The 15797-nt window shown below is 29.7% G+C and carries 16 protein-coding genes; 11 read left to right on the forward strand and 5 right to left on the reverse strand.

Annotated elements, in window-relative coordinates:
• Window positions 1-192: 192 nt before the first annotated feature.
• Genes bioA through ABID14_RS05265 form a run of 3 tightly spaced genes read right to left on the reverse strand, consistent with a single transcriptional unit; the run spans window position 193 to window position 2800 of the window.
• On the reverse strand, window positions 193-1560 hold the full coding sequence (bioA, locus tag ABID14_RS05255; protein ID WP_354367875.1) for an adenosylmethionine--8-amino-7-oxononanoate transaminase: 1368 nt from the start codon (window positions 1558-1560) through the stop codon (window positions 193-195).
• Complete coding sequence (gene bioD, locus ABID14_RS05260) at window positions 1557-2249, reverse strand: dethiobiotin synthase (protein WP_354367877.1); 693 nt, start codon at window positions 2247-2249, stop codon at window positions 1557-1559. Before bioD ends, bioA begins: the two co-directional genes overlap by 4 nt.
• Entirely contained in the window at window positions 2246-2800 is a 555-nt protein-coding gene (locus tag ABID14_RS05265; protein ID WP_354367879.1) for a biotin transporter BioY, read from the reverse strand. Before ABID14_RS05265 ends, bioD begins: the two co-directional genes overlap by 4 nt.
• Window positions 2801-2957: 157 nt before the next feature.
• Here ABID14_RS05265 and ABID14_RS05270 point away from each other — a divergent pair, with 157 nt between their 5' ends.
• The 5 genes from ABID14_RS05270 to ABID14_RS05290 are packed head-to-tail and all read left to right on the forward strand — an operon-like array spanning window position 2958 to window position 7282.
• Complete coding sequence (locus tag ABID14_RS05270) at window positions 2958-3548, forward strand: LUD domain-containing protein (RefSeq protein ID WP_354367881.1); 591 nt, start codon at window positions 2958-2960, stop codon at window positions 3546-3548.
• 25 nt (window positions 3549-3573) lie between these two features.
• Entirely contained in the window at window positions 3574-4722 is a 1149-nt protein-coding gene (locus tag ABID14_RS05275) for a cysteine desulfurase family protein (protein ID WP_354367883.1), read from the forward strand.
• A gap of 4 nt (window positions 4723-4726) precedes the next feature.
• Window positions 4727-5893 (forward strand): tRNA uracil 4-sulfurtransferase ThiI, encoded by a 1167-nt coding sequence (thiI, locus tag ABID14_RS05280; protein WP_354367885.1) that lies wholly within the window; start codon window positions 4727-4729, stop codon window positions 5891-5893.
• Window positions 5894-5902: 9 nt separating this feature from the next.
• Window positions 5903-6475: a LemA family protein gene (locus tag ABID14_RS05285; protein WP_354367887.1), complete on the forward strand. Its 573-nt coding sequence runs from the start codon at window positions 5903-5905 to the stop codon at window positions 6473-6475.
• A gap of 9 nt (window positions 6476-6484) precedes the next feature.
• Window positions 6485-7282 (forward strand): TPM domain-containing protein, encoded by a 798-nt coding sequence (locus ABID14_RS05290; RefSeq protein WP_354367889.1) that lies wholly within the window; start codon window positions 6485-6487, stop codon window positions 7280-7282.
• On the opposite strand, the gene ABID14_RS05295 is transcribed toward ABID14_RS05290, so the two are convergent.
• On the reverse strand, window positions 7279-7974 hold the full coding sequence (locus ABID14_RS05295) for a heparan-alpha-glucosaminide N-acetyltransferase (RefSeq protein WP_354367891.1): 696 nt from the start codon (window positions 7972-7974) through the stop codon (window positions 7279-7281). The two genes, ABID14_RS05290 and ABID14_RS05295, sit on opposite strands and share 4 nt — an antisense overlap.
• A 294-nt stretch (window positions 7975-8268) precedes the next feature.
• Here ABID14_RS05295 and ABID14_RS05300 point away from each other — a divergent pair, with 294 nt between their 5' ends.
• From ABID14_RS05300 to ABID14_RS05320, 5 genes are read left to right on the forward strand one after another with little or no spacing between them, the layout of a single operon-like run.
• Window positions 8269-8811, forward strand: a complete 543-nt coding sequence (locus ABID14_RS05300; protein WP_354367893.1) for a helix-turn-helix domain-containing protein — start codon at window positions 8269-8271, stop codon at window positions 8809-8811.
• Window positions 8812-8826: 15 nt separating this feature from the next.
• On the forward strand, window positions 8827-9858 hold the full coding sequence (locus ABID14_RS05305) for an ABC transporter ATP-binding protein (protein ID WP_354367895.1): 1032 nt from the start codon (window positions 8827-8829) through the stop codon (window positions 9856-9858).
• Between the two features lie 2 nt (window positions 9859-9860).
• Window positions 9861-10694, forward strand: coding sequence for an ABC transporter permease (locus tag ABID14_RS05310; protein ID WP_354367897.1), 834 nt, complete (start codon window positions 9861-9863; stop codon window positions 10692-10694).
• Complete coding sequence (locus tag ABID14_RS05315; RefSeq protein WP_354367899.1) at window positions 10691-11482, forward strand: ABC transporter permease; 792 nt, start codon at window positions 10691-10693, stop codon at window positions 11480-11482. Before ABID14_RS05310 ends, ABID14_RS05315 begins: the two co-directional genes overlap by 4 nt.
• A gap of 1 nt (window position 11483) precedes the next feature.
• Entirely contained in the window at window positions 11484-12530 is a 1047-nt protein-coding gene (locus ABID14_RS05320; RefSeq protein ID WP_354367901.1) for an ABC transporter substrate-binding protein, read from the forward strand.
• Window positions 12531-12645: 115 nt separating this feature from the next.
• Here ABID14_RS05320 and ABID14_RS05325 read toward each other — a convergent pair whose 3' ends face one another.
• On the reverse strand, window positions 12646-13866 hold the full coding sequence (locus tag ABID14_RS05325; protein ID WP_354367903.1) for a helix-turn-helix domain-containing protein: 1221 nt from the start codon (window positions 13864-13866) through the stop codon (window positions 12646-12648).
• 669 nt (window positions 13867-14535) lie between these two features.
• Here ABID14_RS05325 and arcA point away from each other — a divergent pair.
• Window positions 14536-15768, forward strand: a complete 1233-nt coding sequence (gene arcA, locus ABID14_RS05330) for an arginine deiminase (RefSeq protein WP_354367905.1) — start codon at window positions 14536-14538, stop codon at window positions 15766-15768.
• Window positions 15769-15797: the final 29 nt, after the last annotated feature.

The raw sequence follows: 15797 nt of genomic DNA on the forward strand, positions 1-15797 counted from the left end.
AAAAAGAACCTGTCAAGGTACGCTTCGCTTTATCCCTTGACAGAACCTTTTAAGTATTTATTTGATAGCTAAGGCAAATGATAGAATTAAATATTATACTAGATTAATTTACACAATATTATGGACTTGACAGAATGTGTGATAATTTATATCTATATTTATATAAAAAAGCCAGCAGTTCGCTGGCTTTTTTTATCCTAATACTTCTTTATAGGCTTTTTTCATTATTTTTATTGATTTTCTAGCTTCTTCTTCAGTAAATATTAGTGGAGGATTAAAATAGATTACATCACCTAGAGGGCGTAAAAGTAGTCCATAATCTAGTGCTTTTTTGTAAATTTGATAACCGAGTCTTAGTTTTGAATCAAAAGGTTTTTTAGTTTCTTTATCTTCTACTATTTCAAGTGCGTTAATTAATCCTATATTTCTTATTTCACCTATATGTTCTTCTCCTTCAAAAGCTTCAAGAACCATTTTATTAAGAATTGGTGCAAATTCATTGGCTCTCTCTAAAGTTTTATTTTTTTCTAAAAAGTCTAGTACACCAAGTGCAGCGCTTGACCCAAGAGGGTTTCCACTATATGTGTGGGAATGCATAAATGCTACATGAGAATTATAGTCCCCATAAAAAGCGTCATAAATTTTTTCTGTTGTAATTGTTGCTGCCATTGGCATAAAGCCACCAGTAAGACCTTTAGATATAGTCATTATATCTGGCGATATATTTGCATGATTTACTGCAAAGAATTTGCCAGTTCTGCCAAAACCTGTGGCGATTTCATCGGCTATTAGTAAAACTCCATATTCGTCACATAAATCTCTAAGTAAATTTAAATATTTTGCAGGGTATATTTTCATCCCGCTTGCACCTTGCAAGATAGGTTCTATAATCAATGCTGCAGTAGTTTTTCCGTGTTTTTTAAAAGATTCTTTTGCGAATTCACCACACTCGATATTGCAATTTTCTCTGTCTTTGTTAAAAGGACAGCGATAGCAATCAGGAGCATTTATGTGATGAGCGTCCATTAACATTGGTTTATAAATTTCAGAATATAAATCGAGACTTCCTACAGACAGTGCACCTAAAGTTTCGCCATGATATCCTTCAGATAGACACATAAATCCTTTCCGATTTGTATCACCAATTTGATGATGATATTGGAAGGCCATTTTTAAAGCACATTCTACAGCTGCAGATCCATTGTCTGAAAAATTAAACTTATTTAGTCCTTTTGGTAAGTATTCTGTGAGTCTATCGCAAAGTTCAATAATAGGGGGGTGAGTAAAGTTTGCGAATATAACATGCTCAAGATTATCTAATTGACTTTTTATTTTATCTACTACTGTATCATTTGTATGTCCTATTAAGTTACACCACCAAGAACTTACTACATCAATATATTCTTTATCATTTACATCTTTTAAGTAAACACCGTGTCCTTCTTTGATGACAATTGGTGGTAATTCTTCGTAATCTTTCATCTGAGAGCATGGATGCCAAATATATTTTAAATCTAAGTTTTGTAGTTCTTCCATACTCATATTATTATAATTTTTCAATTTTGCTCCTTTATCTCTTCTAATATATCAATCCATTTAAAATCATATCTTTTTTCTAAATTTCCGTCATGGGTGCATGTAGCCAAAACTTTTATGTCACTTAAATCTTCTATACATTCTAAATTGTCTTTATGCATCCATGAATTGTCATAGTTATTTAAAATTACACCCTTAACTTTAATATTCTTATCTTTAAGATAATTTAAAGTAATTATAGTATGATTAATTGTTCCAAGTCCTGCATCGGCCACTACGATTGTTGATAGTCCAAGATTCTTTATTATATCTTCCAACATTATTTTTTTATGGTCTTCATAATAAATGGGACAGACTATTCCTCCCGCGCCTTCCATCAACAAAGCATCATACTTTTTAAGTTCTTCATTAAATCTTTTTTTGATAAAGTTCATGTCGATATCAACATTTTCTTTACGGGCAGCTAGATGAGGCGAGATTGCATCTTTGAAGATATAGCATACCATTTCGTCAAATGTGGCATTTAAATTGTTTAAATCTTTTACATATTTTGCATCTCCAGGTATTAAATCTTCGCCTTCAGCTCCAGATAAAGCTGCTTTAAAATAACTTATGTTTACATTTTCTTTTTTCAATTCTTTGACCAACTGTGCAGATATATATGTTTTTCCTATATCAGTTCCAGTTGCAGTAACAAAAATTCCTTTTTTCAAAATAATACTCTCCTAAGTCTTTTCGCTATTGGAATAGAAATAGCGCACAAAAATAAATCGGCTGGCATGGGAAGAAGAATACAATAAATTAATACATTTTTTATAGATGTAATATCGCCTAGATAAAAATTTGCGATAAAATAATAATATATGGCACCGAATAAATAAACGAGTATAATATCTATCAGTCCCGCTAAAAAAATGTTTTTGTTGTCATACTTTTTGTTTTCCATAAATTTACCAGCAAAATAAGCTCCTACTGCAAAACCAATCAAATAACCAAAGCTAGGGCTCAATATGTAGGATATTCCACCACCCGTTGTAAAAACAGGAAGTCCGATTAGTCCTAGCAAAACATAGGTTATAATACAGATAAAAGCAATTTCGCCACCTAAAAGTAGACCACAAAGGTTTGTGAAAAGAAATTGCAATGTAAAAGGAATATAAGGTATAGGAACCTTGATATGAGCACCTATTGCAATGAGGGCAATAAAAAGTGAACTTCTTGTTAAATCTCTAGTTTTTAATTTTTTTGTTTTAGAATTTATCATTTACTACCTCCGTTCCAATTAAGAGTATAGTTATAAGAAGAGAAGATGTCAACCTAATTATAAAATAAGATAACAATAAATTTTTCATATTGATTTTTAATTGGATTTTAAAATTTAATTATTAAAATTTTATAGTATAATAATTAAGAGGTGTTAAATGATAAACTTAATGAGGACAAAAAAATCACTTATTCAAAATGGTTTTATTTGTGAAATTTTTAAAAATGAAAAAGAATTATTAAAACATTTAGATTATTATTTTAAAGAGAATTCTTCAGCTGCAATAGGGGGAAGTGTAACTATTGAGCAATTAGGAATATATGATATCTTAAAAGAAAAAAACATTGAAACATTTTGGCATTGGAAAGATGATTTCAAAGGTAATGAAGATTTAGCCACACGTTCTAATATATATTTAACCTCTGCCAATGCGATTACTGAAGACGGAGGTCTATTTTTTGTAGATCAAATAGGAAATAGAATATCTTCCATTTGTTTTGGACACGAAAAAGTTTTTATTATTGCAGGCAGAAATAAGCTTGTCAAATCAAAAGCAGAGGCAGAAGAGCGAGTGAAAAATATTTCTGTGCCATTAAATACGATACGACATAATGCTTCAGTAGAAAATGGTGAGCAAGGGGATACTACTACAGTATATAGTACTGCAAACATGGAACTTTATTTAAAGAAAAATCCTGAAAATAGAGATATTTATGTATTTTTAGTTAATGTTGATTTGGGTTATTAATACATATAAAAAGAAAGATGATTAAATGATTTATTTAGATAATTGTGCTACGACAAAACCAGATGCAGAAGTAATAGAAGTAATGATGAAAGCTTTACAAGATGATTTTGCAAATCCTTCTTCTCTGCATTCATTTGGACACAAAGTTGAGAAAGAGATAGAAAAAGCAAGGCAATGTGCAGCTAAACTTATTGGTGCAAATAATGACGAGATTTATTTTACTTCAGGTGGAACAGAAAGTAACAATATTGCTATACATGGTGAAATAATTAAAAATAAACGAAAGGGCAATAAAATTATTACAACTTCTATAGAACACGCGTCTATTCTTGATCAATTTAAATACTATAAAGACCAAGGTTTAGAAGTGGTTTTTCTTGATGTAGATAAGTATGGCAATGTGGATGAGGAAAAATATAAAAAAGAGCTTGATGAAAATACAATTCTTGTATCACTTATTTATGTCCACAACGAGCTTGGAACTATTAATAATGTAAAAAAATTAATAAAAATAGCAAAGAATGTAAATAAAGATATCTTTTGTCATGTTGATGCAGTTCAAGCAGTGGGAAAGATAAATATTGATGTCAAGGATATTGGAGCTGATACATTATCTTTTTCAAGCCATAAGATTTATGGGCCCAAAGGAGTAGGAGCTTTATATAAAAAAAATGAAGTTAAACTTGATAGTTTAGTTATAGGTGGAGGTCAAGAAAAAAATCTGCGTTCAGGAACGGAAAATGTGCCTGGAATTTTAGGTTTTGGTAAGGCCTGTGATTTAACTTATAGGGATTTAAAAGATAGACTTAGTAAAGCAAAAAGATTAAAATCTCATTTGTTGAAAAATCTAGAGATAAGTCTAGATGACTATAGAATAAATTCGCCTAAAAATTCATCGGATTTTATTTTGTCATTATCAATTTTAGATACGAGAGCTGAAGTTTTACTTCACTATTTAGAACAAGATGAAATATATATATCTACAGCTTCAGCATGTTCTTCAAATGGCACTCATAAATCATCGACACTTGCACAAATTGGACTTGACAATCGCCATTCAGAAGGTACAATAAGAATTTGTCTTTCAAAAGATACTACAGAAGAAGAATTGGATATTTTTGTTAAAAAATTAGTTAAATATACTACTGAGATTAGAAAAATAATGAGAAGGTGATTAAATGCAAAGAGTTATGGCACTTTCCTTAGGAGAGTTGGTCTTAAAAGGTAAAAATAGAAATACTTTTTTGCAAAAACTTATTGGAGATATCAAACGAACTTTGAAGGGAATAAATCATGGCAAGATTTATCACAATATGGGCAAAGTTTATGTTGAAGTTACAGAAGATAATGAAGAAAAATTAATAAATAGATTGAAGCATGTTTTTGGAATAGTTTATATTGCACCAAGTATAAAAGTGGAAACTGATGAGGTTAAGATTAGAGAAGCTATATTTAAATGTGTAGAAGAGACATTAAGTGTTCATCCGGAATACAAAACATTTAAGGCAGATACTTCTAGAGGAGATAAATCTTATCCTTTAAATTCAATGCAAATAAATAATAAAATAGGTGCAATTGTATTAAAGAATTTTGATGTAAAAGTAGATGTTCATACTCCAGATTTCTATGTTTATTGTGATTTAAAAAAGGATACTTATATTTATACAGAGAAGATTAAGGCTTATGGAGGACTTCCAAAAGGGACCAATGGCCGTGGACTCCTACTTCTATCAGGTGGAATTGATTCACCCGTGGCAGGATTTTTGATGGCAAAAAGGGGAGTTATGGTTGACTGTTTACATTTTCATTCATATCCTTTCACTTCTGAAAGAGCTGAAGAAAAGGTAAAGACTTTGGCAGAAGACATCTCAAGTTTTAGTGGAAAGCTTAATTTTTATTCTGTGAATATATTGCCAATTCAAAAAGAAATTAACATGAATGCACCTGAAGATGAGATGACTATTATATCAAGACGTTTCATGATGAGGATTGCACATAAATTGGCAGAAGAAAAAGGCTATGATTGCATAATAACAGGTGAAAATTTAGGTCAAGTTGCTTCACAAACTATAGGTGGACTTCAAGTGACTGATGCAGTTACTGATAAATTGGTATTTAGACCTTTAATAGGTATGGATAAAGTAAATATAATTAATATAGCAACAGATATTGGCACATATGAAACGTCTATTTTGCCATTTGAAGATTGTTGTACTGTATTCTTACCAAAACATCCTAATTTAAGGCCAACCATATCAGGAATAGAAAGCTCTGAAGAAGATTTAGATATAGACTTACTTGTTAATGATGCTATTGACAAAATGGAAGTTACTCAAATAGGCTAAGGAGGAAATATGAATAAAAAAAATAAAGGTTTAGCAGGTATTGCTATTATTATTGCAATTGTTGTTGTATTAGCAATATTTTTTGGAGGTCAATGGAATAAACTTGTAAAAATTGATGAAGATGTAAATGCATCTTGGGCACAAGTTCAAAACCAAGTAAAAAGACGTGCAGATTTAATTCCAAATCTAGTTGAAACTGTAAAAGGGTATGCAGGGCATGAAAGAGAAACTTTTGAAGAAATAACTCGTGCAAGAGCAGGTATCACAGAAGCTAAATCTCCTAAGGAATTGGCAGAAGCAAATGATGAATTAACACAAGCTATAGGAAGATTAAATGTTGTGGTGGAAAATTACCCAGAGCTAAAAGCCAACCAAAACTTCCTAGATTTACAAGCTCAACTTGAAGGAACAGAAAATAGAATTGCAACAGAAAGAATGCGTTATAATGAGACTGTTCAAACATACAATCAATATGTGAGAAGATTTCCTACAAATTTTATAGCTAAAATTATGGGATTTGGGGTTAGAGAATACTTTGAAGTTTCAGAAAAGGATCAACAAGCACCGGAAGTTAAGTTTTAGGTGATAAAAGTGAAAAAGTTTTTTGTCACATTAATTTTTATATTAGCTCTTGTGACAAATATATCTGCTGGTTTCGTCAAAGAAAACATGAATTACAATGTTTATGACGAAACCGGCACACTTTCTAAAGAAAGTATAGATTATTTTAACAAGACTACTTATGATTTAAAAAAGAAAACTGGTGGCGAAATTGCTGTCGTTATTGTTTCTGATATGGAAGATTATGATATCGACTCCTATGCCACTAAGGTTTTTGAAGATATAGGAATTGGCGATGCTAAAAATGATAATGGAGTTCTAATTTTGCTTGCACTTCTAAGCGATGAGGATAGGCTCGTGAGAATTCAGCCGGGCTATGGCACAGAGGGAATGCTTCCAGATGTATATGCATCTAGAATTATCAGAAAAATGAGTCAAATTGCTTCAGAAAATGAAGATAGACCAATGGAAAAAGCAGTAACCGATGCTTATAATCAAATTATTAAACTCTATGAGATGGAGTATGATGTAGAGATAAACGCTCGTGAACCAGAAGAGCCAATAGATTATTCTAAGGATAGCGAACTGAGTATTACTCAAATTATCATTATTGTGATAGTTATTTATGTGATTATTAGTATATTATCTAATGGCAATAATGGAGGCGGACGAGGCCCTGGAAGCCGTAGAAGAAGACGAAATATTTACTGGGGTCCACCTGGAGGTTTCGGTGGATTTTCTGGTGGCGGATTTGGAAGTGGCGGGGGCTTCGGTGGCTTTGGTGGAGGCGGCTCCACTGGTGGTGGCGGTTCGAGTGGCCGCATTTAATATCCGAAGATAATTTTCAAGACTATAATTATTACCACTTGATGAATTAAATAAAGAAATAATGAATGTCTTCCCATAATATTAAGTATATTTTGGGAAGCTTCTTTTTTCTTGAGTTTAAGAAAATTATAGGAAAAATATCCTGCGTAAAATAAAAATATCCAAGGTATTATAGGAAAATAATCTGCGGAATAAAAGTTAGAAGAAGGCAGACCTATTATAAATAAATTATGATTATATATTGCATTATCTAATTTTATTAGTCCAAATAGTAACTCTTTAAAGTAAATTCTTTTGAAAAACAAAAATAATATCATTGAAAAAATAAGTCCTTTTGTAGGATTTATTTTTTTTACAAATTTATTGCATACACTTTGTATTAAAAATGCAGATGCAAAAAAATGCATTATACCAAATAAAATCAAATTATCCTTAGAAAATATATAAGTTGCAATGGTGATTAAAGTGGACACGACAATTAAAATTTTCGCTTTCTTAAAATAATTTTCAGAAAAGTTTAAACTAATTCCAGAAATAAAAATAAAAGACCAACAAATATATTGCTGAAAATAATATAGATTAAGGTTTATATTATAGTCATAAAAATTTTCTAAATCATATATTGTGTGATAAATTATCATAGCGATGATTGTTATACCTCGCCACATGTCTATTGAATTATGCCTTTTCATTTATACTCCTTGACTAAAATTATTAAAAATGTGATTTTTACATATCTTATATATATTACATATGCTTTGAGTTTATCATATGAATTAAATAATTATAAATACAAGTATTGCAAAGACCATATAAAATAGCAAGAGTTTTTTGATATCTATTTTGTAAACATTGTTTAGTCTTAAGATGGAGTTTAAAAAATTAAACAAAAATCTTAATATCTATTGACTTTATTACTAAAAATAATTATACTTCAATATGAGTTTAATAATTTAAAGATTTTATTTAATATATGAGGTTGTAATATGGAAATAGGTAACAGAATAAAACAGCTGCGAGTTACTCAAGGTTTAACACAAGAGGAGCTTGCAGAAAGGTCAGAGCTTACCAAAGGGTTCATATCGCAAATTGAAAGAGACTTGACATCGCCATCGGTCGATTCGCTCTTAGACATTTTAGAAGCTCTGGGTACTACTCCTGAGAGTTTTTTTGCGCGTGAAGAAAATGAGCAGATAGTCTTTAGAAAAGAGGACTATTTTGAAAGTGAAAATGACGATTTGGGGTATTTTATAAAATGGATTGTTCCCAATGCTCAAAAAAATGAAATGGAACCGACTTTAATTACTATTAATCCTGAAGGGAAAACTAAAAATATACCGCCTTATGATGGTGAAGAATTTGGGTATGTAATTAAGGGTAATGTAACATTAGTGTATGGAAATGATGAAAAATATAATTTAAAAAAAGGTGAAACTTTCTATTTTAGGGCAAATAAAGAGCATTTTCTTAAAAACGATAAATCTAAGGAAGCTCAAGTATTGTGGATATCTTCTCCACCAAGTTTTTAATATTGAGGTGAAATTATGGAAAATAGTGTAATCGAATTACAAAATGTGACTAAAAGTTTTGGCGACAATGTAATACTCGAAAATTTTAGCATGAATGTATTAAAAGATGAATTTTTGACAATATTAGGTCCAAGTGGTTGTGGTAAAACAACTATATTGAGATTGATTGGTGGTTTTGAGGAAGCAGATAGCGGGAAAATTTTGTTTAATGGCGGGGATATTTCAGATAAAGCACCCTATGAAAGGAAAATTAATACAGTTTTTCAGCGATATGCATTATTTCCTCATATGAATGTGTTCGATAATATAGCATTTGGTCTTAAAATAAAAAAGTTGGATAAAAAAACTATCACTTCTAAAGTTCAAGAAGTATTAAGACTTGTAAATTTAAATGGATTTGAAAATCGTGAAATAGATTCACTATCAGGTGGTCAACAACAAAGAATTGCAATAGCAAGAGCTCTTGTAAATGAGCCTGAAGTGCTATTACTTGATGAACCACTTGCTGCACTAGATTTAAAACTTCGACAAAATATGCAAATTGAACTTAAAAGAATTCAAAAAAGTGTAGGAATAACTTTTGTATATGTAACTCATGATCAAGAGGAGGCTCTTTCGATGAGTGATAGAATCATAGTTATGAATGAAGGCGAAATTCAACAAATGGACACTCCAATTAATATATATAATGAACCTAACAATTCTTTTGTTGCGAGCTTTATTGGTGAGTCCAATATTATTAAAGCGAAGATGCTTGAAGATTATAAAGTTAGGTTTTTAGATACAGATTTTGTCTGTGTGGATAAAGGCTTTGACAAAAACGAAGAAGTTGAAGTTGTTATAAGACCTGAAGATGTCAATTTAACTGAAGAAGGCAAAATGCTTGATGGTATAGTCAAAAGTCTTGTTTTTAAGGGAGTACATTATGAAATGACAGTAGATGTAAAAGGATATCAAATGCTTGTACAATCTACTGAGAAAAAAGAAGTTGGAGAAAAAACAGGTATAGTAATTAAACCAGATTTAATTCACGTTATGAGGTTATGACTATGAAAAAATTTTCTTATGTATATTTACTGTGGGCTATCACTTTTATAGTGTTTCCGTTAATTTTAATCTTGATTTACTCACTAAATAGCGGAAGTGATTTATCGAGTTTTAGCTTCACAATGGATAATTTTACAAGGTTTTTTGAACCACTTTATGTAAAAATTTTATGGACTTCAATTGTTGTTGCAGGAGTTTCTACTTTAGCATGTTTAATAATCGGATATCCTGTAAGCTATATTATTTCTAAAATGCCAGAGAGAAAAAGAAACAATGCTATTTTAATATTTATCATTCCAATGTGGATGAACTTTTTATTAAGAACATATGCATGGTTGACTCTTCTTGGCAATAATGGTTTAATAAATAAATTTATAGGACTTTTTGGGCTAGGACCATGGGACCTTATGTATAATTCAAAGGCAATAATGATTGGTATGGTGTATAACTTTTTGCCATTTATGGTACTGCCGATTTACACAATACTTTTAAAGATAGATAATAAATTAATTGAAGCAGCAAAAGATTTGGGTGCCACTGATTTTCAAGTATTTACAAAAGTAATATTTCCGCTATCATTACCGGGTATCTACACAGGTATAACAATGGTGTTTATTCCTGCAATATCGACTTTTGTAGTTCCAAACTTGCTTGGTGGTAATAATTTCTATCTAATTGGAAATTTAATTGAAAAACAGTTTACATTTACAGGAGATTGGGGATTTGGCTCTGCTGTATCCATAGTACTGATTATAATTATGCTTTTAATTTTAATTATTCCAAAAATATTTAAAAAAGATGTCGAAAGAGATACTGGAGTAGGAGGTATAATGTGAAAAAAATAATTGATAAAATTTATTTGTTTTTAATTTTTGCTTTCTTGTACGCTCCTATATTTGTGCTCATAGTATTTAGTTTTAATAATTCAAAACTCAAAGGTTCTTGGGCAGGTTTTACTTTGAAATGGTACAAAAATTTATTTAACGATCCAGCTATCTTGAGCTCTTTATGGACTACAATAATTGTTGCGGTAGTTGCAACACTAGTTTCCACAATAGTTGGTACTCTTGCAGCAATTGCGATTAATGAGCTAAAAGGAGTTAGCAAAACTGCGATTTTAAATATTAACTATCTGCCAGTTATCAACCCTGATATTGTGACCGCTGTAGCTTTAATGGGATTTTTTGGACTTATTAATTTGAAGATGGGTTATACTACTATGATTATTTCGCATATCGTATTTTGTATACCTTATGTTATACTTTCCATTTTGCCAAAACTATCTCAGTTACAGAAAAATACTGTGGAGGCAGCATTAGATTTAGGTGCTACTCCTTTTTATGCACTTAGATATGTGGTAATACCACAAATTAAACCTGCAATACTCACAGGTGCATTGATGGCATTTACTCTTTCTATAGATGATTTTGCGATTTCGTTTTTTAATACAGGTCAAGGAGTTTCAAATTTATCTATTACGATATACTCAATGGCAAGAAAGGGAATTAATCCCTCTATCAACGCCGTTTCTACAATTATGCTCGTAGTACTCTTAATTCTTCTTTTAATAATAAATAAGAGAAGCGAGAAACAAAATACAAATAAAAAAATTAATGAGGTGTAAAATGAAAAAAATTATAGTTGCTTTATCACTTATTTTAATGCTTACTTTGACAGCTTGTGGTTCTAAAGATAATTCTTCAAAAGAAGAGATTTCAGTCTATAATTGGGGAGAATATATTGACCCTCAAATATTAAAAGATTTTGAAAAAGAAACTGGAATAAAAGTTAATTATTCAACTTATGCATCTAATGAAGATTTATATATAAAAATGACTCAGTCTCAAGACCAATATGATGTTGTGGTGCCAAGTGATTATTTAATTGAAAGATTAATAAAAGAAGACTTAGTTCAAGAAATTAATTTTGATAATGTAAAAAACTTTGACACTGTAGAAGATAAATTAAAAAATCCTGTATTCGATCCAGAAAATAAATATTCAGTGCCATATTTTTGGGGAACAATGGGAATTGTTTACAATAAAGCTGTGATTAATGAAAAATTAGATTCTTGGGATGCATTGTGGGATAAGAAATATGAAGGGCAAATAATTATGTATAACTCTCAAAGAGATACAATAGGCCTTGCACTTAAAAGACTTGGTTATTCCCTAAATTCTACTGACCCGAAAGAATTAGAAGAAGCAAAGAAGACATTGATAGAACAAAAACCTTTAGTTTATGCATATCTAGATGACGATGGAAGAGATGTAGTTGTGCAAGGAGACGCAAATATCTGTGTAATGTATTCTGGAGATGCATTAAATATGATAGAACAAAACCCAGACCTTGATTATTTTATACCTAAAGAAGGATCTAATATTTGGTACGATTCAATGGTCATACCTAAAAATGCAGCCAACAAAGAAGGTGCTGAAAAGTTTATCGATTATATGTTAAAACCAGAAGTGCAAGTAAAAAATGCAGAGTACTGCGTAGGGTATACTTCACCAGTTAAGGGGATAAAAGACAAATTACCAGAAAATATTAAAAATTCAAAAGTTGCCTATCCTGACTTAGAAACAACTCCACCTCTAGAAGCGTTTAGAGACTTAGGTGAAGCAGTTAAACTCTATGATAGAATATGGACAGAAATTAGTGCTGCAAATTAAATAATAAGTATTTTCTATATAATATTATTATACAAAATAAAAATCTACTGCTGGATTTCTCTTGCAGTAGATTTTTTAATTAAAATTGATTTAAAAGTATAATAAATATTAAAAATTACTTCGTATACTTTTCTCTAAAATCAGAAGGATTAAGACCCCAAAAGTTATAAAAATTGCGTAAATATGTTTTGGTAGAATTGTATCCAACCATTGCAGAAATTTCTGTAATTGGCAAATCAGTTTCTGTCAACAAATCACATGATTTATAAATTCTAATTTGATTTAAAAAAGTTCTAAAATTTTTTTCTACATAATAGGTCAAAATATCGTTTATGTTTTTGGGATAGATTTCAAACATTTCAGATACAGTCATTATGTCTATATCTTCAGAATAGTTATCATACATGTAGTCAATAATTTTTAATGCCTTATAGTCAAGTCTTAAATTGACCAATGATTCTTTAGAAAGAAAAGAATTTTTAAAATCTTTTATTCCAATATTATACTTTTCTTGAAATTTCTTTGAAAGCATGCTTGGATCAGAATAATTTAAGATATTGGCGATATCTTTGGTAGTTAAATTTGTGTTAGAAAACAAAAATTTAGCTTTAAATAATTTCATTTCTTGTAGCAATTCATAAAAACCTAATCCAGTTAAATTTGTAATATATCTAGAGATTGAGCTTTCACTCATATAAAATACTTTTGATAGAATATTTAAAGTTATATCTTTGGAGCAATTTAAAAACATATACATAAAAATCATATCAGGAGTTAAATTATTTTTGGGTACACATTCACCATTAGTGTCTCTAAGATATAATGCCAAAAGTTCTGTAAGAATAGAAACTGCATAAATTTTAGTAAAAGGTTTAATTTCTTGATAGGCTGCAAAAGAATAAATTCCGAATTCTTCACGTATATCTTCAAAAATCTGTTTTATTTTATTTAAATCTGATTTGGATGGCTTGATGGTATTATTAGTATAGAAAGAATTAATTATATTTAACTCTTGGCTATCTAAATTGAATTCCTTTTTTACATAAATATTTATTAAATTAAAATTATATACTAATAAATAGTAAACAAGCTCCTCTTGGACCTCTACAATTTCAGAAATTTGCCAAGGTGCAATTTGTATAATTGTATCTGGAGATAGATTATAAATGCGATTGCTAATTTTTATTTTTCCTCGACCTTCAAGTATGTATAAAAACCTAGAATATTTATGTAGTAAAGGCTCAGTAGGTTTAGAATCATTTTGAATGTCAAATACAAATATGTAGTTTTTATCAATGAACTCTTGAAATTGTTCTTGTATTTTTATTTTTTTCATTTTTTCCTCCAAAAATGATTATTTATTGATACTGTATAATAACATTAGATAATAATATCTGATTATTTTATTAATATAAGGCAAGAATTCTAAGTATGAATAATTAAAATTAATTGTAAAATATATTATAGAAACGCTTCTGATTTTTATTTATAATTAAGAAAAGAATATTCTATATACAAAACTTAAAATTTGTATAGCATTTGATGATTTAATATATATGTAAAATTAGCATTAAAGATAACGTTATCTTTAATGCTTATATTATAACATATTAATTGGGGTTAGAATAAATATATTTGTCATTATAGAAATTTATAAAATATATTATTTAACTACATTTATATAAAAAAACATGATACAATAACAAAAGTAGAAAAATGACATCGTAAACATATTTTAAATTTCAAACATATATTTTTATTATTTAGAATAACTGTCCAACTTAACACATAATTATACTCTTGAAGTTTGTAAATGTAAATACAATTTCATAATCGTGAAATCATTTACCTTAAAAAACATAAAATTTGTCTCTTTATCATTTTTTTAAATGTTATACTATAAAAAGAAGAGTACCACAAATATTTATATTTTAGGTAGTCTAAGTACGAAAATTTTTATTCTAATGTGCTTTGAGGCATAAATATAAGAAAGGAAGAAGATAAAATGAGCAAACAGAAAGCCTTAAATGTTTATTCTGAAATAGGCAAATTAAAGACAGTAATGTTACATCGACCTGGAAAAGAAATTGAAAATTTAACACCAGATTCTTTAGATAGACTTTTATTTGATGATATCCCCTTTTTAGATATCGCAATTGAAGAACATGATGCTTTTGCAAAAATATTAAAAGATAATGGAGTTGAAGTTCTATATTTAGAAGAACTTGCGGCAGAATGTATTACATCAGATGAAATAAAAAACAAATTTGTTGATGAATTTATTCAAGAGGCAAATATCGAGGGTTCAACTAGGAGAAGACTAGTTAAAGAATTACTTATGAATATTGATACTAATTTTAATATGGTATTAAAGATGATGGAAGGTATTAAAAAAAGTGAACTTCCAGAATTTAAAAAGACAAGTCTATGTGATATGGTAGAATCTGATAATCCTTTTATTGTTGATGCTATGCCAAACTTATACTTTACAAGAGATCCAGCGGCAAATATCGGTCACGGTGTATCTTTAAACAAAATGAGAAATGTTACGAGGCAAAGAGAAACAATTTTTGCAAAATATATTTTGAAATATCATCCAAGATTTAAAGATGCTGACATTCCTATGTGGTATGATAGAGATGATAGTACTGCAATTGAAGGTGGAGATGAATTAGTTCTTTCAAAAGAAGTTTTAGCTATTGGTATTTCGCAGAGGACCGATGCTTCATCTATAGAAAAATTAGCCGAAAGAATTTTTGAGAATAATGAATCATTTAAGAAAATTTTAGCATTGAAAATTCCTAATAAAAGAGCTTTTATGCATTTAGATACAGTGTTTACTATGGTTGATTATGATAAATTTACTATTCATCCTGAAATTGAAGGACCACTTACTGTTTACTCACTTACAAAATCAGAAGATGGAAGTATTGATATTAAACAAGAAACTATGGAATTAGATAAGGTATTAGCAGAAGCCCTCGGAATAGAAAAAGTTACTTTAATCCGCTGTGGTGGAGATGATCCAATTGCAGGTGCAAGAGAACAATGGAATGATGGTGCAAATACTCTTGCCATTGCTCCGGGAGAGGTTGTGGTATATTCTAGAAATAATGTTACCAATAAATTATTAGAAGAGTATGGAATTAAATTACATGTTATGCCTTCAAGTGAGCTGTCAAGAGGTAGAGGAGGCCCAAGATGTATGTCTATGCCTTTGTGGAGAGAAGATATTTAACCTATGCATTTTAAAAGGAAGGTGTATTT

The sequence above is a fragment of the Peptoniphilus olsenii genome, from assembly GCF_040545475.1.
Classification (GTDB): Bacteria; Bacillota; Clostridia; order Tissierellales; family Peptoniphilaceae; genus Peptoniphilus_A; species Peptoniphilus_A olsenii.

Coding starts and splice junctions, on each gene's coding strand:
- ABID14_RS05275 (WP_354367883.1), top strand. CDS start 3,574: ATGATTTATTTAGATAATTGTGCTACGACAAAACCAGATGCAGAAGTA.
- ABID14_RS05270 (WP_354367881.1), top strand. CDS start 2,958: ATGATAAACTTAATGAGGACAAAAAAATCACTTATTCAAAATGGTTTT.
- ABID14_RS05285 (WP_354367887.1), top strand. CDS start 5,903: ATGAATAAAAAAAATAAAGGTTTAGCAGGTATTGCTATTATTATTGCA.
- ABID14_RS05265 (WP_354367879.1), bottom strand. CDS start 2,800: ATGATAAATTCTAAAACAAAAAAATTAAAAACTAGAGATTTAACAAGA.
- ABID14_RS05320 (WP_354367901.1), top strand. CDS start 11,484: ATGAAAAAAATTATAGTTGCTTTATCACTTATTTTAATGCTTACTTTG.
- ABID14_RS05325 (WP_354367903.1), bottom strand. CDS start 13,866: ATGAAAAAAATAAAAATACAAGAACAATTTCAAGAGTTCATTGATAAA.
- ABID14_RS05300 (WP_354367893.1), top strand. CDS start 8,269: ATGGAAATAGGTAACAGAATAAAACAGCTGCGAGTTACTCAAGGTTTA.
- ABID14_RS05305 (WP_354367895.1), top strand. CDS start 8,827: ATGGAAAATAGTGTAATCGAATTACAAAATGTGACTAAAAGTTTTGGC.
- ABID14_RS05295 (WP_354367891.1), bottom strand. CDS start 7,974: ATGAAAAGGCATAATTCAATAGACATGTGGCGAGGTATAACAATCATC.
- thiI (WP_354367885.1), top strand. CDS start 4,727: ATGCAAAGAGTTATGGCACTTTCCTTAGGAGAGTTGGTCTTAAAAGGT.
- ABID14_RS05310 (WP_354367897.1), top strand. CDS start 9,861: ATGAAAAAATTTTCTTATGTATATTTACTGTGGGCTATCACTTTTATA.
- arcA (WP_354367905.1), top strand. CDS start 14,536: ATGAGCAAACAGAAAGCCTTAAATGTTTATTCTGAAATAGGCAAATTA.